Source organism: Humibacter ginsengisoli (genome assembly GCF_054780095.1).
The window spans coordinates 287849-306403 of sequence record NZ_BAAGWZ010000002.1; the positions used below are offsets into that span (position 1 = coordinate 287849).

Consider the following 18555-nt stretch of genomic DNA (forward strand, 5'->3'; position numbering starts at 1 on the left):
ACACCGCGCACGACGACCGGAACGATGACCGCTTCAGTGCATGAAACGCGCGCGGAACGGCGCAGCGGCGCCAGCGTGGCCGAACGCGCCGCGGATCTCGCCGCAACACGCGCCAGCGTCCCAGTTCACGGCCGCGCGGCGAGGCGGCGCACCCGCACGGTGCGGATAGCGGGAATCACGGCGTGCGTGCTCGCGCTGGCGGCCGCAGCGGCGGCATCGCTCGTGTTCGGCGTGCGGGACGTGCCGCTGCACGAGGTGTGGCAGGCACTGACCGGACCGCAGAACGTTGCGCACAAGGGCATGAACGCGGCCGCGGCGCTGAGCCGGGTGCCGACGACGGTCGCGGGCATCCTGGTCGGAGCCGGGCTCGGGATCGGCGGCGCGCTCATGCAGGGCGTGACCCGTAACCCGCTCGCCGACCCCGGACTGCTCGGCATCAACTCGGGAGCCGCCCTGTTCGTGGTGCTCGGCATGACCTTCCTCGGTGTCGGCAGCGCGATCGGCACGGTGTGGTTCGCATTCGCCGGCGCAGCAGCCGCCGCGCTCGTGGTCTACGCGGTCGCGTCGGCCGGGAGGAAGGTGGCGACGCCGCTCGGGCTGACTCTCGCCGGCGCCGCGGTCACCGCCGCCGCCTCGTCGCTGACGCTCGGTGTGCTTCTCACGCACGTCGACTCGCTGGACTCCTACCGGTTCTGGCAGATCGGGTCGATCTCGGCGGCATCGTGGCCGACGATCGTGCTGCTCGCCCCGTTCATCGTGGCCGGCGTGGTTCTGGCTCTGCTGCAAGGCCCGGCACTCAACGCGCTCGCGCTGGGCGATGACCTGGCGCGCGGCCTCGGCCATCGGGTCGGCCTCTCCCGCGTGCTGGCGGCGATCGCGGTGGTGCTGCTGTGCGGCGCCGCCACCGCGATGTGCGGTCCCATCGCCTTCGTCGGCCTGGCCGTTCCGCATGCCGCCCGCGTCGTCTTCGGCCCGGACTACCGCTGGGTGCTTCCGGCATCCGCGCTGCTCGGCGGCGTGCTGCTGCTCGTCGCCGACGTGATCGGCCGGCTCGTCGCCCGCCCGTCCACCATCGAGGTCGGCGTGGTCGTCGCCGTGATCGGGGCGCCCGTGCTCATCGCTCTCGTTCGTCGCACGAAGGCGGTAGCGCTGTGAGCGCGCAGACCGCGACCTCCGCCACGCAGACGCGAGCCGGGTACCAGCTCGAGGCGAGGGCACGGGATGCCGCGGTGGCGGGCATCCGCGGCGCACGTCGGTCAACGTTGCGACGCGACGCGGTCGTCGTGGCAGCCCTCGCAGTTGCCGCTCTCGCGCTCGTCTCGCTCACACTGTGCATCGGCGCCACCATCACGCCGATCGGCGACGTGCTGCGCGTGCTGCTCGGCCAGAACGTCCCGGCCGCGAGCTTCACGGTCGGCGAACTCAGGCTGCCTCGTGCGCTGGGCGGGCTGCTGGTCGGGCTCGCGTTCGGCGCGGCCGGGTGCCTGTTCCAGTCGGTGCTGCGCAACACGCTCGCCAGCCCCGATGTGATCGGGATCAGCTCGGGAGCGGGCCTTGCCGCGGTCGTCGCGATCGCCGTGTTCGGGGCATCCGGATTCGTCGTCTCGGTCGCCGCACTCGCCGGCGCACTGCTCACTGCGGGAGCGATCTTCCTTCTCGCAGCCGCACGTTCCACCACGGGCTATCGGTTCGTGCTGATCGGCATCGCCGTGGGCACGGCCGCTCAGGCGGTGGTCGGCTACGTCATCTCGCGCGCCGACATCGCCGACGCGCGACAGGCCATGGTCTGGCTCACCGGCAGCCTCAGCCGCAGCCTGTGGGATCAGCTTCCGGCCGTCGCGATCGCCATCGTCGTGCTGCTGCCCTTCGCGCTGCTCTCCGGACGAGCGCTCGAAGTGCTCCGCCTCGGCGACGACACCGCGACGGCGCTTGGCGCCAAGGCGGGTCGCGACCGCGCGCTGCTCATTCTGCTCGCCGTGGCACTCGTCGCTGTCGGCACCTCGTTGTCCGGTCCGGTGGCGTTCGTGGCGTTCCTCGCAGCCCCCATCGCCACACGGATGCTCCGCTCGAGCCGTCTGATCCTGCCCGCGTCCGCGCTGATGGGCGCCGTCATCATGCTCGGCGGCGACTTCGTCGGCCAGCACCTCATTCCCGGCGTCGCGCTCCCGGTCGGCGTCGTGACCGGCGCTATCGGCGCCCCGTACCTGCTCTGGCTGCTCGCCAGAGGCGGGCGCCGCAGCGCATCCTCCGGAGGAGTCTCGTGACCACGCACACCCTCGTCGCCGACCACGTCACGCTCGCGTACGACGACCGCGTCGTGGTCGACGACCTCACGCTGCGGCTGCCCGCGAACGGCGTGACGATGATCGTCGGGGCGAACGGATGCGGCAAGTCGACCCTGCTGCGCGCACTCGCCCGCCTGCTCGCTCCGAAGTCGGGAGCCGTGCTGCTGGATGGCGCGAGCATCCGTCGCACACCGACGAAGGCCGTCGCCCGGGTCGTCGGACTCCTGCCGCAGAGCCCGGTCGCACCGGAAGGGGTCACCGTATCCGAGTTGGTCGGTCGAGGCCGCTACCCGCACCAGTCCTGGGCGAGGCCGTGGAGCGCGGCCGACGACGAGGCGGTCTCCGACGCCCTGACCGCCACGGGCATGGCCGAGCTGGCGCAGCGCCGTGTGGACGAGCTGTCCGGTGGTCAGCGGCAGCGCGTGTGGATCGCGATGGCGCTCGCGCAGGAGCCGCACATCCTGCTGCTCGACGAGCCGACCACCTACCTCGACGTCGCCCACCAGATCGACGTGCTCGACCTGCTCACCGACCTCGCGCATCACGGCACGGCGGTCGTGGTCGTGATGCACGAGCTCAACCTCGCCACCCGTTACGCGGACCACCTGATCGTGATGAAAGACGGATCCGTCGTCACGTCAGGGCCGCCGAGAGAGATCGTCACGAGCGAGCTGGTCCGTAACGTCTTCGGGCTCGACGCGGCCATCGTGGACGATCCCGTGTCGGCGACACCGCTGGTCGTGCCGATCGGAAGGCACCGCACGAGAACGGATGCCCGGCCCACGTCGGCCGAGATGGTGGTGGCTGATGTCGGCCGCTGAACTGCACACGCCCGGGACCGACGACCAACCGATCTCTCCCGAACACGACACGCTCGCAGATGCGGCGGCGTGTACGGCACCGAACGCAACCCTGCGTCCGCCCGACCGCGACGCGCCCGGTGGGGACGGGCGCGTCATCGACGCTGGCACGGCGAGCGAACCGCTTTTCCGTTTGTTCGACGTCACCGTCGTCGCCACGGAGCGGATCTCCCCCACTTTCGTGCGCATCACGTTCGGCGGCGCCTCGCTCGACGAATTCGCCTGGGACGGCCTCGATCAGCGCATCAAACTGCTCTTCCCGAACGCGCTGGACCGATACCCGGCCATGCGCGCCAAGGATCCCTCGTGGTACGCCCAGTGGTCGGCACTGCCCGACGACGTGCGACCGCCGATGCGCACCTACACGATCCGCGACCGCCGCGACGGGTTCCGGGGAACGGAGGTCGACGTCGACTTCGCGCTGCACGAGGAGACGGCCGGGCCCGCGGCGACGTGGGCCGTCCGGGCACGAGCAGGGATGCCGCTGCGCGTTCTGGGGCCAAACGCGCGGGCGGAGGGCGACCGCGGCGCGATCGGGTGGATACCTCCCGCCGGCGTACGACGGTTCGTGATCGCCGGAGACGAGACGGCGCTGCCGGCGATGGCGGGCATCCTCGCCTCACTCCCTGCGGATGCCGCGATCACCGTGTTCGCGGAGCTTCGCCACCGCGCCGACCTGGCCGCCCTGGACGCGCCGGCTCACGTCGACCTCAGGCACGTGCCGCGCGGGACGGAGCCCGGCCAGGCATTGGCCGAAGCCGTGTGCGCCGCTTTCCCGGTCGGCTCGTCCGGCATGCGTGGCACCGAGCCGGACGACGTCGACATCGAGACCCAGGTTCTGTGGGAGGTGCCAGGCACCGACCCGCTCACCGGCGGCCGCATCGACGGCGACGTGCGGCGGGCATCCACCTACATCTGGCTCGCGGGCGAGGCTGCGGCGATCAAGCGCATCCGCCGCCACCTGGTTCGCGACGTCGGCTTCGACCGCGGGGCAGTCTCGTTCATGGGCTACTGGCGCCGCGGTCGCGCTGAATACTGACGCCTCTGCTCTCTGCCCTCTGCCCTCTCGCCTCTGCCTGCTGCCCGCTGCCCGCTGCTCCCAGCCACCCCCGAACTGCCCAACCACCCGCAAAACCGCGCAAAGTAGCGGGTGGCTCGGCAGTTCGGGGGTGGCCCGGCGAGGTCAATAGCGGTACTGGTCCGACTTGTAGGGGCCCTCCACCGGGACGCCGATGTAGTCGGCCTGCTCGGGGGTGAGCGTCGTGAGCTCCACGCCCAGGGCATCCAGGTGCAGCCTCGCAACCTTCTCGTCGAGCACCTTCGGCAGCGTGTGCACGCCGAGCGGGTACGCGTCGAGGTTCGTGTGCAGCTCGATCTGCCCGAGCACCTGGTTCGTGAACGAGTTGCTCATCACGAACGACGGATGCCCCGTCGCGTTGCCCAGGTTCATCAGGCGGCCCTCGCTCAGCACGAGCACGCTGCGCCCGTTCGGAAGCCGCCACTCGTGCACCTGCGGTTTGATCTCCACCTTCTCCGCACCCTCGAGCGACTCCAGCGACGCCATGTCGATCTCGTTGTCGAAGTGCCCGACGTTGGCGACCACGGCGAGATGCTTCATGGCCAGCAGGTGCTCGAGCCGCACGACATCCTTGTTGCCGGTGCCGGTGATCAGGATGTCCACCTCGCCGATCACCGACTCCAGCCGCGACACCTGGAACCCGTCCATCGCCGCCTGAAGCGCGTTGATCGGATCGACCTCGCTGACGATCACGCGAGCGCCCTGCCCGCGCAGCGCCTCCGCCGCACCCTTGCCGACGTCGCCATAGCCTGCGACGAAAGCGACCTTGCCTCCGATCAGCACGTCGGTGGCGCGGTTCAGCCCGTCGGGCAGCGAGTGACGGATGCCGTACTTGTTGTCGAACTTCGACTTGGTCACCGAGTCGTTGACGTTGATCGCGGTGAACAGCAGCTTTCCGTCGCGCTCCAGCTCATACAGCCGGTGCGCGCCGGTCGTCGTCTCCTCGGTGACACCGACGATCTCGCCGGCGATGCGCGTCCACCGGTCGGACGACTCCGCAATGGATGCCCGCAGCACGTCGAGAATCACCCGATACTCGTGCGAGTCGCCCGGCCTGGCATCCGGAACCCGGCCCTCCCGCTCGAACTGCGCGCCGAGGTGCACGAGAAGCGTCGCGTCGCCTCCGTCGTCGAGAATCTGGTTCGGCCCGATGTAGTCGCCACCGGATGCCCCTGCCTGTCGTGACGCTTGTGCCTCGGCACTCCAGTCGAACACGCGGGAGGTGCACCACCAGTACTCCTCGAGGCTCTCGCCCTTCCACGCGAACACCGGCACGCCCTGAGGATGCTCCGGTGTTCCGTTCGGGCCCACGACCACTGCGGCGGCCGCCTCGTCCTGCGTTGAGAAGATGTTGCAACTCGCCCAGCGCACCTGCGCGCCCAACGCCACGAGCGTCTCGATCAACACCGCGGTCTGCACCGTCATGTGCAGGGAGCCGGCGATCCGTGCACCGGCGAGCGGCTGGGCATCCGCGAACTCGGCACGAAGCGCCATCAGGCCGGGCATCTCCTGCTCGGCGAGGCGCAGCTGGTGCCGTCCCGCCTCGGCGAGCGCGAGGTCGCGCACCTTGTACTCGAACGGGCGGGAGTCGGGCGCCGCCGCGGCCTCGGTTCGCGCTTCGACACCGGTGGAACTCAGGGAAGTCATGTGCACCATTGTCGCAGGCGGCCTCGGGCAGCCATACCCTCGGGGAATCCCGGCTTCGCGCAGGTCACCGCCGGTGGAGGCTGTTGAAACCCGACGAGCGAGCGCGGAATCAGAGACCGAGACCCTGCGGCTCGCCGATCACCTGATGACGAACGACCTGCCAGCCCTGCGGAGCAGACAGCCGGTCGGCGTGGATCGCGCACAGATCGTACGTGTGCGGCTCGTGGGTCAGCGAAAGCGGCCCCAGCACCACCATGGAGTCGGCGTAGTCGTACGTCAGGGTCGCCACGGCGTCTCGCGAGCACGCGACCTTGGAGCACGTTCTGGCCACCATCAGGGCACCACATTACTCGCCGGCGGGCTGCGGGGAGAGCTTCCACAGCGGCGATCCGAGCGGCGATCCGGCCGGGCGCCGCAGCCTAGTATGGACGACATGCCTCGATCCCGGCCGGTGCGTTACGCGACACCGGTGCGCCGCTCGGACCGCCACGGTCGAGGCGCGCGCGGCCCCGTCACCGGTCCCCATCTGCCCCTGCTGCAGGACCGCATCGACGTGTTCGAGATGACGGTGGCGAGCACGGCCGACTTCCTCAAGGGGCTCTGGCCTGATGAGCTCTCCGACATGCGCGTGCAGATCGCGGCTGCACCGGCCGGAGCGCTCGGCTACGACGAGGTGGAGCGCTGGGGCGTCGACCCCGCGCACAAGGCGATCACGCTCTACCGGGTGCCGATCGAGCGGCTGGCCAAGCTGCACCGCAACGACGACCTGCACCGCAAGCTGCTCGTGGAAAGCTGCGTCTTCCGAGCCGTTGCCGAGCTGCTCGGCCGCGACCCCTGGGACCTCGCGCCCGGCCATTTCGGGCACTTCTGACGCCGCGTCCTCGCCAGGCGATGCCGCGATCACTCCGGCTCGCATCTACCACGGTTCAGGTCGCACTTTTTGTCGCCTCAAGCGACCTGAGACGACATAAAGTGCGACCCGAACGGAGCACACGAGCGGCGCTACTTCGGGTACACCGCGATGGGTTGCGCGAGCGGCCCGGGCGGGTTCAGTGCGAACGACGATGACGAGGCATCCGCCGTCAGGCTCATGGATGCCCGCAGCCCGTCGACGCCGTCGAGCCTGTAGGTGCTACGCGCGGTCACCGGCACCGCGACGGCCTTTCCCGCCGGCACGGACACCTTGATGGTCGCGCCGTGTTTCGGAGTCAGCGTGACGGAGGCATCCGTGCTGCCCCCGTTGACGAGATGCAGCGTCGGTGCCGAACCGGGCGGCACCGCGAGCATCGTCTTCTGCGGCAGTGGCGCGCTGGCCACGAACCAGGCGAAGTCCTGCGTGGCGGCCTCAGCCTGAGCCGTCGCCGACTCGTCCGCGCCGGGTGCCGCGCCGACGTCGACGGTGCGGGCCGCGGCGAGAACCGGGGCGTCCGAGGTGACCTGAACCGTGTAGGCGCCATCGATGAGGTGGTCGAATGTCACCTCGCGCACGGTTCCGCCCTGCAGCGTGATCCGCGAGGTGCCGCCCACGCCGGCGGTGGTCTCCGATGTGGCGGTCACGGTGACATGCGCGGCCGTCGTGCCCGGCACGAGAAGGCGCACGGCGGGCAGTTGGTTCGAGCCGCCGTCGGCGCCGGCGCTCAGCCGGGCGATGTTGGCCACGGTCATCCCCGGGATGACGAGGTTCTTGGCCGGCTCGGCGGTCGGCCCGACCAGCTCGACGCCCTGTGGAGCCAGACCCTGCACGCTGCTCTGCTGCAACGAGGCGTAGACCCTGCCACCCCCCACCTGCACATGCACGACGGATGCCTGCGCGTTCGGCACGATTCCGGCCAGCGGCACCACGAGCTGCGAGCCGGCGCGCACGACGAGTCCGCGTGCGCCCGGCGCCTCCGCTCGGCCGCCCTCGGTGTAGACGGTCAGGTCGACGGTCGCTTGCACCTTCGACGGGTTGCTCAGCAACACGAGGCTCGTGGATCCGAGTGTGGTCGCGCCAGCGACGAGCCAGCTGTCAGACGTCGCCTCGCCGCACGCGGCGGCCGCGAGCCCCGCGACATCCGACTCGCTCGCCTTCTGCGATTGAGCGCCGGCGATCAACGGCCGTGTCGCGGATGCCTGCGACTGCGTGCTGATGACGCGCGGGGCGCCTCCGCCGCCGTGCACGCTCGGTGCCTGCAGGCTGCGCTGACCGACGGAGGTGGTGGCCGTCGTCACGAGCGACGGTGATCCGATCGAGGTGAGCGATGACGCATCCGTGGCGTCTCCCTGATCGAGCAGTCCGCCTGGGCAGACCCGCTCCTGGTCCGCCGGAACGGGCGTGACCGTCTGGGCAGGAGGCGTCACATGGAAGCTCGGCAACGGCAGCAGGGCCGCCCCGGCCAGCGCGATCACAGCGACGCCGACGCCGATGGCTCCGGCAACGATGCGTACGCTTCCGCGGGCGATCGCCCGAGTGTTGCGGGTGCGGTCAGCGGACATCGTGGCCTCCCTCGAAGCCATGGACGCCGGAGCTCGAGGGCGCGGCAGGCGCATACGGCCCGGTCAGCACGGGCGGCCGCTCCACCGTGATCTCCTCGATCTCACCCTTCGAACGCTCGTCCTTGTCGGTCGGGTATTGACCTGTGGATGCGTCGTCCACGTCCGGGCCCGCGTCGCCCGGCTCTGCGGACGTGTCGTTCGGCTCTGTCGATGCGTTGTCCGGACTCGCGGATCCGTCGCCTCCGGCGACCGCTGCCGCCGCGTCGGTCACGGCATCCCCCTGCGGCCCGCTGTCCGGTTCCTCCGCGCCCGTCGATTCATCGCCGGCGGTGCCTTTCGCTGCCCAGCGACGCTTCGCCTGCCTGCCGAGAACCTCGGCAGCAGTAGGCCGCCGCAGGGTGCCGCGCTCTGTGCGCCCGGTGGGCAGTGCGAGCAGAAGCGTGAGGCCGAACACGACGCCGAGCGCGATGAGCGCGACGAGGCGTTCCCAGCCACCGGCATCCGGCGGGATCGGCACGCTGTGGGTCTGCGCCGGAACGCTCCACAGCACGGAGTCGTCGGTCGACGCGACCTGGGTGAGCAGCGGGTTGCTGTCCAGCGCCGTCTCGGCCCGCGACTGGGTCGCCGATGCCGGCGATAGTCCCTCGCCCGCCCCGGTGTCCAGCAGCACGAACGAGACGCCGAAGTGCTTCAGCAGCGACGAGGCATCCATGCCGCTCGTCGAGGTGAGGTTGCCGGCAAGAGTCGCCAGCCGGCGCTCGTCGGCGGTGAGCCCACGGCTCGTCGCGCTCAGCGTGCTCTGCTCGTCGAGAGTCGCGCCCTGCCCATGAACGAGTTGTGCGCCGAGCGATCCGTTGGACTGAGGTGACAGCCGGAGCGTGCCGATACGCGGATGCGTCTGCGCCTGCGCCGTCGCGTACGCCGGAAGTGCGGTCGCTGGGCCCGGAACGATCGCCGATGTCTGCAACGGCACCGCGATCGCCAGCGGCGCGATCGCGACCGCCACGAACGCCACCGTGACCGTCGCCGGCACGATCGCGAACCTGCCGAGCGCGACCAGCGCCATGGTCGCCGCTGCGATCAGGCCGAGCCAGTACAGACTGAGCGCCGTCCCCGGCCACAGTGGAACGGCCGCCGACCCCTGGGTGGACAACGAGACGTGCGTGGCGATGATGGCCGTCACGAAGCCGAGCAGGGCACCGACCAGGCACAGCGTCGCCCGGATCGTGCCGCGCAGGAACAGCGACAGCAGCGCGAGGATGGCCACCGGCGCCATCAGGATCGGCACCACGATCGAGGGGATCATCCCGCTGAAGCCGAACACGCCGGCGAGCGTCTGCCAGCCGCCGAGGTCGCCGTCGGAGAACCCGAGGGCGACGTGCAGCGGATGCGCTGTCGCTGCAGCTACCGGCAACCCGGGGTCGGCGAACACCGCCAGGGGCGTTCCCCGCATGACCTGCTGCACCACCAGCGGCGCGAACAGGGCGAGAGCTGGGATCGGGACGAGGAGCACGCGAACAACGCCGCGTCCGGCCAGTGCCGATCCGATCACCCAGACGACCAGCAGCGCCGGCGCGAGCAGGGGTGCGCACGCGAGCACGGCCGCCGCGAGGATGCCCGTGGTCGCCGCTGCCGCCCACGAGCGCCGCGCGGCGGTGCCGGCGAAGAACAGCCAGGGCAGCAGGATGTGCACGATCACCGCGGCCGGACGCCCGTGCTGCAGCGCGTCGAACAGCATCGGCGCCAGAGCCCACACGATCGCGAAGGTAGCGCGCAGCACCGCGCGATGCGTGAGCCGGGTGGAGAGGAACCAAGCGCCGAGCGCTGCAAGAGGCAGAGCGGCGAACCAGAGCAGCACGATCGCGAACGACGGCTGCCAGAACGTCAGCGAGCCGAGCACGGCGAGCACAGCGGTGAACGGATCGGCAGCGCCCGCGAAGCCGATTCCGATGTCGCGCCATCCGTAGCCGAGGTTCGCCCAGAGGGTGCCGATGTCGTTCAACGGCAGCAGTCCCCCGCCGCCGAGCTGCGACGATCCGAGCAGCGGCGCGAACAGGGCAACGCTCATCAGCGCGACCGCGAGCACGACCCAGGCGCCTCCGCCGCTGAAAAAGTTGAGCTCGCGACGCTCGCCGTGCTGGCGAACGAGGCTCGCCTCGCGACGCAGTGCGCGCATCCGCCGCACCTCGACGCGCGGGATGCGCAGCGGCGCGATCGCCTTCCACTTCACGGTGCGTGCCCGCTTCAGCGCGTTCCTCGCCTGCCCGATGTGGCTGCCGCCGAACGCGGTCGCGAAGGCCGCCGCGAACTCGCCGCCAATGGCGCCCGGCTGTTTGCCGAGCAAGAACCCGAGCGAGCGGATGACCGCGAGTGGCACCAGCGAGAGCCAGTGGAAGACGAGTGCGAACGCCGGCGCGTACGTCATGCGCCTGTGCAGTTGCGCGGCGCGGCGCAGCCGGTGCTGCCTTCGGCGCTGCCTGCCGCGCGGCGTTCGCGGTTGCACGCTGACGCCGTCGCCCGCCGATGCCACCCGAGCGCCGGGAACGATGACCACGCGATGACCGGCAAGGCGCGCTCGTACGCACAGGTCGAGTCCGGTATCGAACGCGGGGAGCGCGGGGTCGAATCCGCCGAGCCGTTCCCACACCGAATGCCGGATCAGCATGCCGGCGGCGGGCACGCCGAGCATGTCGCTCGTGCGGTCGTGCTGAGCCTGGTCGAACTCGTCCTCGACGGGCACGATCGTGGTGCCGAGACGCGTCATCGACAGGCCGAGCTCCCGGATGACGGATGCCTCGTCCCAGTCGACGAGTTTTGGTCCCGCGATCGCCACCGACGGCGACACCGCCACGGTGTCGATCAGGTGGGCGAGGGCATCCGGCTCCGGCGCTGTGTCTTGTCCGAGGAACCACAGCCACTCGTCGTCGGAGGTCGCAGGCGGAACCACGCGCGCGGCCACGCCGAGCGCCGTGGGGAACGGGAGTTTCTCGGTGGATGCCAGCAGCTGGTCGGGGGAAGCGGCTGCTGCCTCCGCGGTCGTCGCGTCGTCGGAGGAGACGCCGATCACGACGAGGGAGTCGACGGGTCGGGTCTGGGAGGCGAGGGCATCAAGGCTGCGCCTGAGATGCTCGCTGCCGCGGTGCGCGACGAGAATGGCGGTGACTGTCGGAGGCATCGCGGACAGCCTAGGCAGGTGCACGCGGAATCCCGGGCACCACCGTCGCGTGCTCCGCGAATTGGTCCGTCAGAACCGCAGAGTCGTCAGACCGCGCGCTTGCGCAGCTTGCGGCGTTCGCGCTCCGAGAGCCCGCCCCAGATGCCGAAGCGCTCGTCGTTCTGGAGTGCGTACTCCAGGCACTGCGCCCGCACCTCGCACGAGGCGCAGATCTTCTTGGCGTCCCGTGTCGATCCGCCCTTTTCAGGGAAGAACGCCTCGGGGTCGGTCTGCGCGCAGAGCGCATCCGACTGCCACGACAACGCGCCGTCTTCGTCTTCATCGACCGATCGAACCCCGGGCACCCCAAGCCGCACGGGATCGACGAACCAGTTTTCGGGTACCCCCGGTCGATATTCGCTCATCGCCATATCGATCTCCCCACCTGTGTTGCCACGCCTTGACGTGCCGTGTTCCCTGCACGAGGCGTTTCACTAATTACACCGGTGTAGTTCGATTGCGTCAAGTCGCGAATCGTAAAGGCTCAAGCGGTGCTCGAGGGTTCGCGACGCGCCGAAGTTAGACAACGATTTGTGCCCGTGGCGATCAGGACGCCCCTTGCCGGGCTTGCCACGCGCTATCGACCATGTCGGCCAGGGTGTGACGCATCCGCCAGTCCAGATCCCGGGCGGCGAGCTCGCCAGAGGCGACGATGCGCGCCGGGTCGCCCGGGCGTCGTGGTGCGATCTCCGGCGTGAATCGGATGCCCGTCACCTCCCCCACAGTCGACATGATCTGCCCGACGGAGACTCCGTCGCCGCTGCCCAGGTTGTACGCCGGCTCGAGCGTGTCGCCCTCCTGCAACCGTCGAGCCGCCGCCACGTGCGAGTGCGCGAGGTCGGAGACATGCAGGTAGTCGCGCACGCAGGTGCCGTCGGGTGTGGGGTAGTCGTCACCGTTGATGCGCGGGGTGCGACCGGCCAGCAGCGCGTCGAACACGAGTGGGAAGAGGTTGTGCGGGCTGGTGTCGTAGACATCCGGATATCCGGACCCGACCACGTTGAAGTACCGCAGGCTGGTGTGCCGTAGGCCGCGCGCGACGCCCTGGTCGCGCAGCAGCCATTCGCCGATCAGCTTCGATTCGCCGTACGGCGACTCGGGCGCCTTCGGCGTGCTCTCGGTGACGAGGTCGACGTCCGGCGTTCCATACACGGCAGCGCTGGAGGAGAACACGATCTTGTCGATCCCCGCCTTCTCCATCGCCGCCAGCAGGGTCGCCGTTCCCGTCACATTCTGCTCGTACGTGTGCAGCGGACGCTGCACTGAGACACCGGCGTACTTGAATCCGGCGATGTGCATGACGCCGTCGATCGGATGCTGCGAGAACACGTCGGTCAGCAGCCCGCCGTCGAGGATCGTGCCGCGCACGAACGGCACCTCGGGCGGAACGAAGTCCTCGTGTCCGCTCGAGAGATCGTCGATCACGACGGCGTCGATGCCCGCCTCCGCGAAGGCGCGCACCACGTGCGCGCCGATGTACCCGGCGCCGCCGGTCACCAACCAAGCCATGGAATCCAACCTATAGGCGACTGAGGTGAGAGCAGAGCGAGCTTGCTCGCTCTGCCGAGCCGATGGAGCCTGTTGAGCGCGAAGCGCGAACATCGGCCGCTGTGCGGGCCTCCCGCCCGCGCCAGCTCAGCGGTTGTCGGTCGCGACGAACAGCACGGCGTCGTCGTGTGGCGCGAACCGCAGCGTGCCCTCGTCCGGCGAGACGAAGACCGCGTCGCCGCGTGAGACCTCCACGCTCGACCGCTCCCCCGCCACCGATGCCGAGCCGGCCGTGCACAGCACGATCGCCGGCCCGGTCAGCTCGAGTGAGGCATCCGCCGTCACGTGCGCGAGCTTGAAGTCCGGTACGTCAGGGGTGAAGAGCTCGAGGGCACCGACGCGAGACGGCGCCAGCAGCGGCGCGGGAACGGGGGTGAAGTCGAGCACGCGCAGAAGCTCGGGCACGTCGATGTACTTGGGGGTGAGTCCGCCGCGCAGCACGTTGTCCGATGCGGCCATCAGCTCGATGCCTGTGCCGGAGAGGTACGCGTGGATGTTGCCGGCCGGCAGGTAGAGCGCTTCCCCCGGTGCGAGGGCGACGCGATGCAGCAGCAGTGCGAGCACGATTCCCGGGTCGCCCGGGTAGGCATCCGCCAGCAGCCGCACGATGCCGAGCTCCCGGATGCCCTCACCCTTCGGCGAGCGCGCGATCGCGGTCGCCTGCGCCACGATCTCCTCTGCGGCCTCTCCGCCGCCGAGCAGCAGCCCGACCGTGGCTCGGAGTGCGGCCTCCTCGTCCTCCCCCGAAACCAGCATGCCGTGCAGCACGTCGAGCTCGTCGTGCGGCAGTCCGCTCGCCTTGCCCGCGGCGATCAGCCGATCGAAGACGGCGACCGACGTGCCCACATCACGGAACCCGCACAGCGCATCGAACGGAGTGACGGCGTAGATCAGCTCGGGCTTGTGAAACGGGTCCTTGTAGTTGCGCTCGGGCGCGTCCAGCGGAACGCCCATGGCGTTCTCGCGGTCGAACCCAGCCTGCGCCTGCTCGGACGACGGATGCGCCTGGATCGACAGCGGGCCGGCGGCCGAGAGCACCTTCAGCAGGAATCCGAGGCGTGGCGCTCCCTCGTACGAGTCGCGCTCGCGCCATGCAGCGCCGAGCGTGGCGGCGGGGTCTTCCGAGACGAGCTCGGCGAGCGTCTCGGCGCCCTCGACCGGTTCGCGCAGCCGGCTCGGCGAGCCGGGATGCGCACCCAGCCACAGCTCCGCCTCAGGCCCTCCGGAGGCGATCCTGCCCAGCAAGTCGGCGATGCCGTGCGAGGACCCCCACGCGTAATCGCGAGGAACGTTGTCGATGCGCACAAACATCCGTGCCCGCCTTTTCTTCCGGTTAGTCGCAGAGTACCAACGGCCTTGGGGTGGCCGGATGCCGCTGCCTAGGCTGACCGCATTCCACCGGTCTTCACTGCGCGGCAGCGTGCGCTGTCGGCGACGACCGCACGCGACCCGAATCACGATTCAACGGAGCAGACATGGCATTCGAGCCTCTCGCGGCAGACTTCTACGGCTTCTCGAACGAGCTCACCGAACAGGAGAAGGAGGCGATCGCGAACCTGCGGGAGTACCTCGAGACGGAGGTGAAGCCGATCGCGAACGAGTACTGGGAGCGGGCGGAGTTCCCGAAGCAGATCATCCCCGACCTGCACCGCCTCGGCGTCGCCGCATTCGCGTGGGACGAGACGAAGCCGTTCCCGAACTCGGCCGTGTTCCGCGGATTCGTCGCCCTGGAGCTGGCCCGCATCGACGCCTCCGTCGCCACTTACGTCGGGGTGCAGAACGGACTGGCCGCCGGTTCGCTCAGCGCGTGCGGCTCGCAGGAGCAGCGCGACGAATGGCTGCCGAAGCTGGCCTCCGGCGAGATCATCGGCGCGTTCGGTTTGACCGAGCCGCTCTCCGGATCCGACTCGGCTCAGGGTCTTCGTACGACGGCCGAGCGGCAGGGCGACGAGTGGGTCATCAACGGCTCCAAGCGCTGGATCGGCAACGCGACCTTCAGCGACATCACCGTCATCTGGGCGAAGGATGTCGCCGACGGCCAGGTCAAGGGCTTCATCGTCCCCACCGAGACGCCCGGTTACCACGCCACGAAGATCGAGGGCAAGCAGGCGCTGCGGGCCGTGCAGAACGCTGACATCACGCTCGACAACGTGCGCGTGCCCGAGCGGCTGCGCCTGCAGAACGCGAACTCGTTCCGCGACACAGCCCGCGTGCTGCGTGCCACGCGCGCCGAAGTCGCCTGGGCGGCGGTCGGAGTGGCGGTGGGCGCGTACGAGGCGGCCGTGAAGTACGCGGGCGAGCGCATCCAGTTCGGCAAGCCGATCGCGGCGCACCAGCTCGTGCAGGACATGCTTGCCGGGTCCCTGGCGAACATCACGTCGTCGCTCGCGCTCGTCGTGCAGGTGTCACGGATGCTCGACGCCGGCACCCAGCGCGACGAGCACTCCGCGCTCGCCAAGGCTTTCACCACCTCCCGGATGCGCGAGACCGTCGGTTGGGCGCGCGAGATCCTCGGCGGCAACGGCATCGTGCTCGAGTACGACGTGGCCCGGTTCTTCAGCGATGCCGAAGCGCTGTACTCCTACGAGGGCACCCAGGAGATGAACACCCTCATCGTGGGCCGGGCGATCACGGGCCTCGGCGCGTTCGTGTAGTGCGATCCGGGCCACCCGCGCCCGGTTAAAGTAGCCCCATGACGCAGACCTCGCCGGCGACGGCGCCTCGCACCGTGCCGACAGGTCAGGGCTGGATGCTCGCCTTCGCGGGTTTCACGTTCTTCACGCTGTTCGCGCCAGACTTCTGGCGCAACTCGATCAGCTGGTACGGCTGGGGCGTCGCGGCGCTGATCGGTCTGATCGGCAGCATCGTGTTCCTGGTGCGGGCGAAGCCGCGTGTGCCGGTGCGCAAGTGGCCGAAGACGCTGCTGCTGTTCCTTCTGCTGTGCATCGTCTCGATCGCCTGGTCCGCATACCGCCTCGAGTCGGTGGAGGCCGCCGTCACGCAGTTGGCGACGACAACCGCAGCAGCGTTCTTCGCGCTCTGCCTGAGCTGGGAGCAGATCCTCCGCGCGCTCGGCGCCGCGTTCCGGTGGATCATCGGCCTCTCGCTCCTCTTCGAGCTGATCGTCTCGCTGATCATCCGGCATCACATCCTGCCGATCTTCACGACCTATCAGTACCCGTCGGGCAAGCTGCCGAACGCGTTCTACTGGAGCCGCGACCTGCTCTTCCACGGCGGTCAGATCCAGGGCATCGTCGGCAACAGCGACATCCTCGGCATGATCACGCTGTTCGCGCTCATCGTGTTCGGCATCCAGCTCGCGGACCGCGCCGTGAACCGCACGGCAGGAATCGTCTGGCTCGCGCTCGCCGGCATCACGTTCCTGCTCACCCGCTCCTCGACCGTGATCGTCGCCATGGCCGCGGTCATCGTCGTCCTGCTCTTCGCGTGGTGGGGGCGCAGCGTTCCGCAGAGCCGACGCGTTCCCATCTACGTGACGGCCGCCGCCGTGATCGTGGTGGGCGCGGCATCCGTGATCCTCTTCTGGGGAACCATCACGAAGATCCTCGGCAAGAGCGCCGACCTCACCGGACGCACCGACATCTGGGACAAGGTCATCCACCTGGCGCAGCAGAAGCCGTACTTCGGCTGGGGCTGGATCAGCTATTGGGCGCCCTGGGTCGAGCCGTTCAAGGGGCTGGCGATCCGAAACAAGGTGGAGTACCTGCAGGCGCACAACGCGTATCTGGATGTCTGGCTGCAGCTGGGCATCCTCGGTCTCGTGATCTTCGCGCTGCTGGTGCTCACGGTCTTCGGACGCTCCTGGTTCAAGGCGGTCGACCGTGCCCCGTTCGACGAGCAGGGCGTCGTGCGGGCGGATGTTCCCTACACGGCGATCACGTTGCTCCCGCTGCTCTTCATGGCCGCGCTCATCGCGCAGTCGTTCACCGAGAGCAGGCTCCTCATCGAGGCCGGTTTCGCGCTGCTGGCGATGTTCAGCATCAAGACGAAGCTCGAGCGGCCGTAGGGTCAAGACCCTCAACGTTAAGATGAAGCATGCCCGCCTCGCCCGTCTACGTCTCTGACCTCGGGTCCGCGTCGCAGTGACCTCCACAGCACGGCGCGTGCCGCGGTGGTTTGCCCTCACCAGGGCACTTTTCGAGTCGGCGAAGTTCTCCCGGGCGCTTTCGCTGTGCGTCGTCGGCTCCGCCTTCCTCACCACCGCGATCAAGGACGTCATCGGATGGCCCGGCCTGATCGGGGTGCTGGCCACCGTAACGGCAGTCGCGATCTGCTCGTTCATCGCCCACTGGGATGTCATCGAGTGGCACGGCCTGCTGCCGGTCTCTCTCCTGGTGTTCGTCGGATGGTGCGCCGTCTCGGTCGTGTGGAGCACGTATCAGTGGGCGACACTCGCGGCCGTGATCTACCAAGGGATCTTCACGTTCCTCGCACTGTATCTGGCGCTCGTGCGCGACGCCATCCAGATCGTGCGGGTCATCGGCGACGTACTGCGTGTGCTCTTGGCGGCATCCCTCGCCCTCGAGGTGCTCAGCGGCCTGCTGATCGACGCACCGATCAAGTTCCTCGGCATCGCCGGCAACCTCGCCGAGGGCGGCCCGATCTCGGGCCTGTTCGGCAGTCGTAACCAACTCGGACTCGTCGCCCTGATCGCGGTCGTGACGTTCATCATCGAGTGGCGCACGAAGTCCGTCATACTTGGGGTGGCGGTCTTCTCCGTCGCGGTAGCGCTGCTCTGCCTGCTGTTCGCGAACTCCCCCGTGATTGCGATCATGATCGTGATCATCCTGCTGGCGGCGGCGGCGCTGTTCGGTATCCGGCACATCCGCCGTGAGCGCTGGAAGTTCGCCGTGCAGGTCTCGCTCGGCGTCGTCACGCTGGTGCTGGCCGTGCTCGCGTTCATCTTTCGCGCCCCGATCATCGATGTGCTGCACGGCCGCTCGGTGATCACCGTGCGCTACGACGTGTGGCTGCAGATGTGGCATCTGATCCCGGTGAACGAGCTGCTCGGCTGGGGCTGGATCGGCTTCTGGCGCGGCTCGCTTCCCCCGTACTCGCTGATCAACGCGATGACCGGCGCCCCGCACGCGAACGGTCTGAATGCGTTCCTGGATGTCTGGCTGCAGGTCGGACTCGTCGGCTTTTTGCTCTTCCTGATCCTGCTTGGTCTCGCCATGGGACGTTCCTGGCTGCTCGGCTCCAACAAGCGCAGCGTCATCTATGCGTGGCCCCCGCTGATTCTGATCGCCCTCATCGGCACAGCGATGGCCGAGAGCACGATGCTCTACGAGAGCGGCTGGATGCTCGCCGTCATCTGCACCGTGAAGGCCTCGCAGGGCATGTCATGGCGGCAGGCGCTGCCCGCGGCGCCAGAACACGGGTGAGCCCGCCGCTAATCAACGTATGTGGCAGCGCTCCGCCATTCCG

At 69.2% G+C, this 18555-nt stretch carries 15 protein-coding genes; 8 read left to right on the forward strand and 7 right to left on the reverse strand.

The window, feature by feature from the left end; all coding sequences use genetic code 11:
- Nucleotides 1-36: 36 nt before the first annotated feature.
- The 4 genes from ACYVI5_RS03705 to ACYVI5_RS03720 are packed head-to-tail and all read left to right on the forward strand — an operon-like array spanning nt 37 to nt 4184.
- A complete protein-coding gene (locus ACYVI5_RS03705) occupies nt 37-1155 on the forward strand; it encodes a FecCD family ABC transporter permease (RefSeq protein ID WP_460579034.1) in 1119 nt (372 codons plus the stop codon).
- The gene (locus ACYVI5_RS03710; RefSeq protein WP_460579035.1) at nt 1152-2264 is read left to right on the forward strand and encodes a FecCD family ABC transporter permease; all 1113 of its coding nucleotides are present in this window, start codon (nt 1152-1154) and stop codon (nt 2262-2264) included. The genes ACYVI5_RS03705 and ACYVI5_RS03710 overlap by 4 nt, the downstream gene beginning before the upstream one ends.
- A complete protein-coding gene (locus ACYVI5_RS03715; RefSeq protein WP_460579036.1) occupies nt 2261-3106 on the forward strand; it encodes an ABC transporter ATP-binding protein in 846 nt (281 codons plus the stop codon). Before ACYVI5_RS03710 ends, ACYVI5_RS03715 begins: the two co-directional genes overlap by 4 nt.
- Nucleotides 3093-4184, forward strand: a complete 1092-nt coding sequence (locus tag ACYVI5_RS03720) for a siderophore-interacting protein (RefSeq protein WP_460579037.1) — start codon at nt 3093-3095, stop codon at nt 4182-4184. Before ACYVI5_RS03715 ends, ACYVI5_RS03720 begins: the two co-directional genes overlap by 14 nt.
- Before the next feature lie 144 nt (nt 4185-4328).
- Here the strand turns inward: ACYVI5_RS03720 and ahcY are convergent, their stop codons facing one another.
- Both ahcY and ACYVI5_RS03730 read right to left on the reverse strand, forming a co-directional pair.
- Nucleotides 4329-5870, reverse strand: coding sequence for an adenosylhomocysteinase (gene ahcY / locus ACYVI5_RS03725; RefSeq protein WP_460579038.1), 1542 nt, complete (start codon nt 5868-5870; stop codon nt 4329-4331).
- A 109-nt stretch (nt 5871-5979) separates the two neighbouring features.
- Complete coding sequence (locus ACYVI5_RS03730) at nt 5980-6204, reverse strand: DUF3499 family protein (protein ID WP_460531015.1); 225 nt, start codon at nt 6202-6204, stop codon at nt 5980-5982.
- Nucleotides 6205-6303: 99 nt separating this feature from the next.
- Between ACYVI5_RS03730 and ACYVI5_RS03735 the strand changes: the two genes are divergently transcribed.
- Nucleotides 6304-6741, forward strand: a complete 438-nt coding sequence (locus tag ACYVI5_RS03735) for a metallopeptidase family protein (protein WP_460579039.1) — start codon at nt 6304-6306, stop codon at nt 6739-6741.
- A 131-nt stretch (nt 6742-6872) separates the two neighbouring features.
- Here ACYVI5_RS03735 and ACYVI5_RS03740 read toward each other — a convergent pair whose 3' ends face one another.
- The 5 genes from ACYVI5_RS03740 to manA all read right to left on the reverse strand — a co-directional run bounded on the left by ACYVI5_RS03740 (nt 6873) and on the right by manA (nt 14418).
- Nucleotides 6873-8345 carry a DUF5719 family protein gene (locus tag ACYVI5_RS03740; RefSeq protein WP_460579040.1) on the reverse strand — a complete coding sequence of 491 codons (1473 nt, stop codon included), beginning with the start codon at nt 8343-8345 and terminating at the stop codon, nt 6873-6875.
- Nucleotides 8335-11520 (reverse strand): glycosyltransferase, encoded by a 3186-nt coding sequence (locus ACYVI5_RS03745; protein WP_460579041.1) that lies wholly within the window; start codon nt 11518-11520, stop codon nt 8335-8337. The genes ACYVI5_RS03740 and ACYVI5_RS03745 overlap by 11 nt, the downstream gene beginning before the upstream one ends.
- Nucleotides 11521-11606: 86 nt before the next feature.
- Nucleotides 11607-11924, reverse strand: a complete 318-nt coding sequence (locus ACYVI5_RS03750; RefSeq protein ID WP_460579042.1) for a WhiB family transcriptional regulator — start codon at nt 11922-11924, stop codon at nt 11607-11609.
- A gap of 181 nt (nt 11925-12105) precedes the next feature.
- The gene (gene galE, locus ACYVI5_RS03755; RefSeq protein WP_460579043.1) at nt 12106-13068 is read right to left on the reverse strand and encodes an NAD-dependent epimerase/dehydratase family protein; all 963 of its coding nucleotides are present in this window, start codon (nt 13066-13068) and stop codon (nt 12106-12108) included.
- Nucleotides 13069-13194: 126 nt separating this feature from the next.
- On the reverse strand, nt 13195-14418 hold the full coding sequence (gene manA, locus ACYVI5_RS03760) for a class I mannose-6-phosphate isomerase (protein WP_460579044.1): 1224 nt from the start codon (nt 14416-14418) through the stop codon (nt 13195-13197).
- A gap of 164 nt (nt 14419-14582) precedes the next feature.
- Between manA and ACYVI5_RS03765 the strand changes: the two genes are divergently transcribed.
- From ACYVI5_RS03765 to ACYVI5_RS03775, 3 genes are all read left to right on the forward strand, one after another.
- The gene (locus ACYVI5_RS03765; protein ID WP_460579045.1) at nt 14583-15761 is read left to right on the forward strand and encodes an acyl-CoA dehydrogenase family protein; all 1179 of its coding nucleotides are present in this window, start codon (nt 14583-14585) and stop codon (nt 15759-15761) included.
- A gap of 38 nt (nt 15762-15799) precedes the next feature.
- On the forward strand, nt 15800-17134 hold the full coding sequence (locus ACYVI5_RS03770) for an O-antigen ligase family protein (RefSeq protein ID WP_460579046.1): 1335 nt from the start codon (nt 15800-15802) through the stop codon (nt 17132-17134).
- Nucleotides 17135-17210: 76 nt separating this feature from the next.
- A complete protein-coding gene (locus ACYVI5_RS03775) occupies nt 17211-18512 on the forward strand; it encodes an O-antigen ligase family protein (protein ID WP_460579047.1) in 1302 nt (433 codons plus the stop codon).
- Nucleotides 18513-18555: the final 43 nt, after the last annotated feature.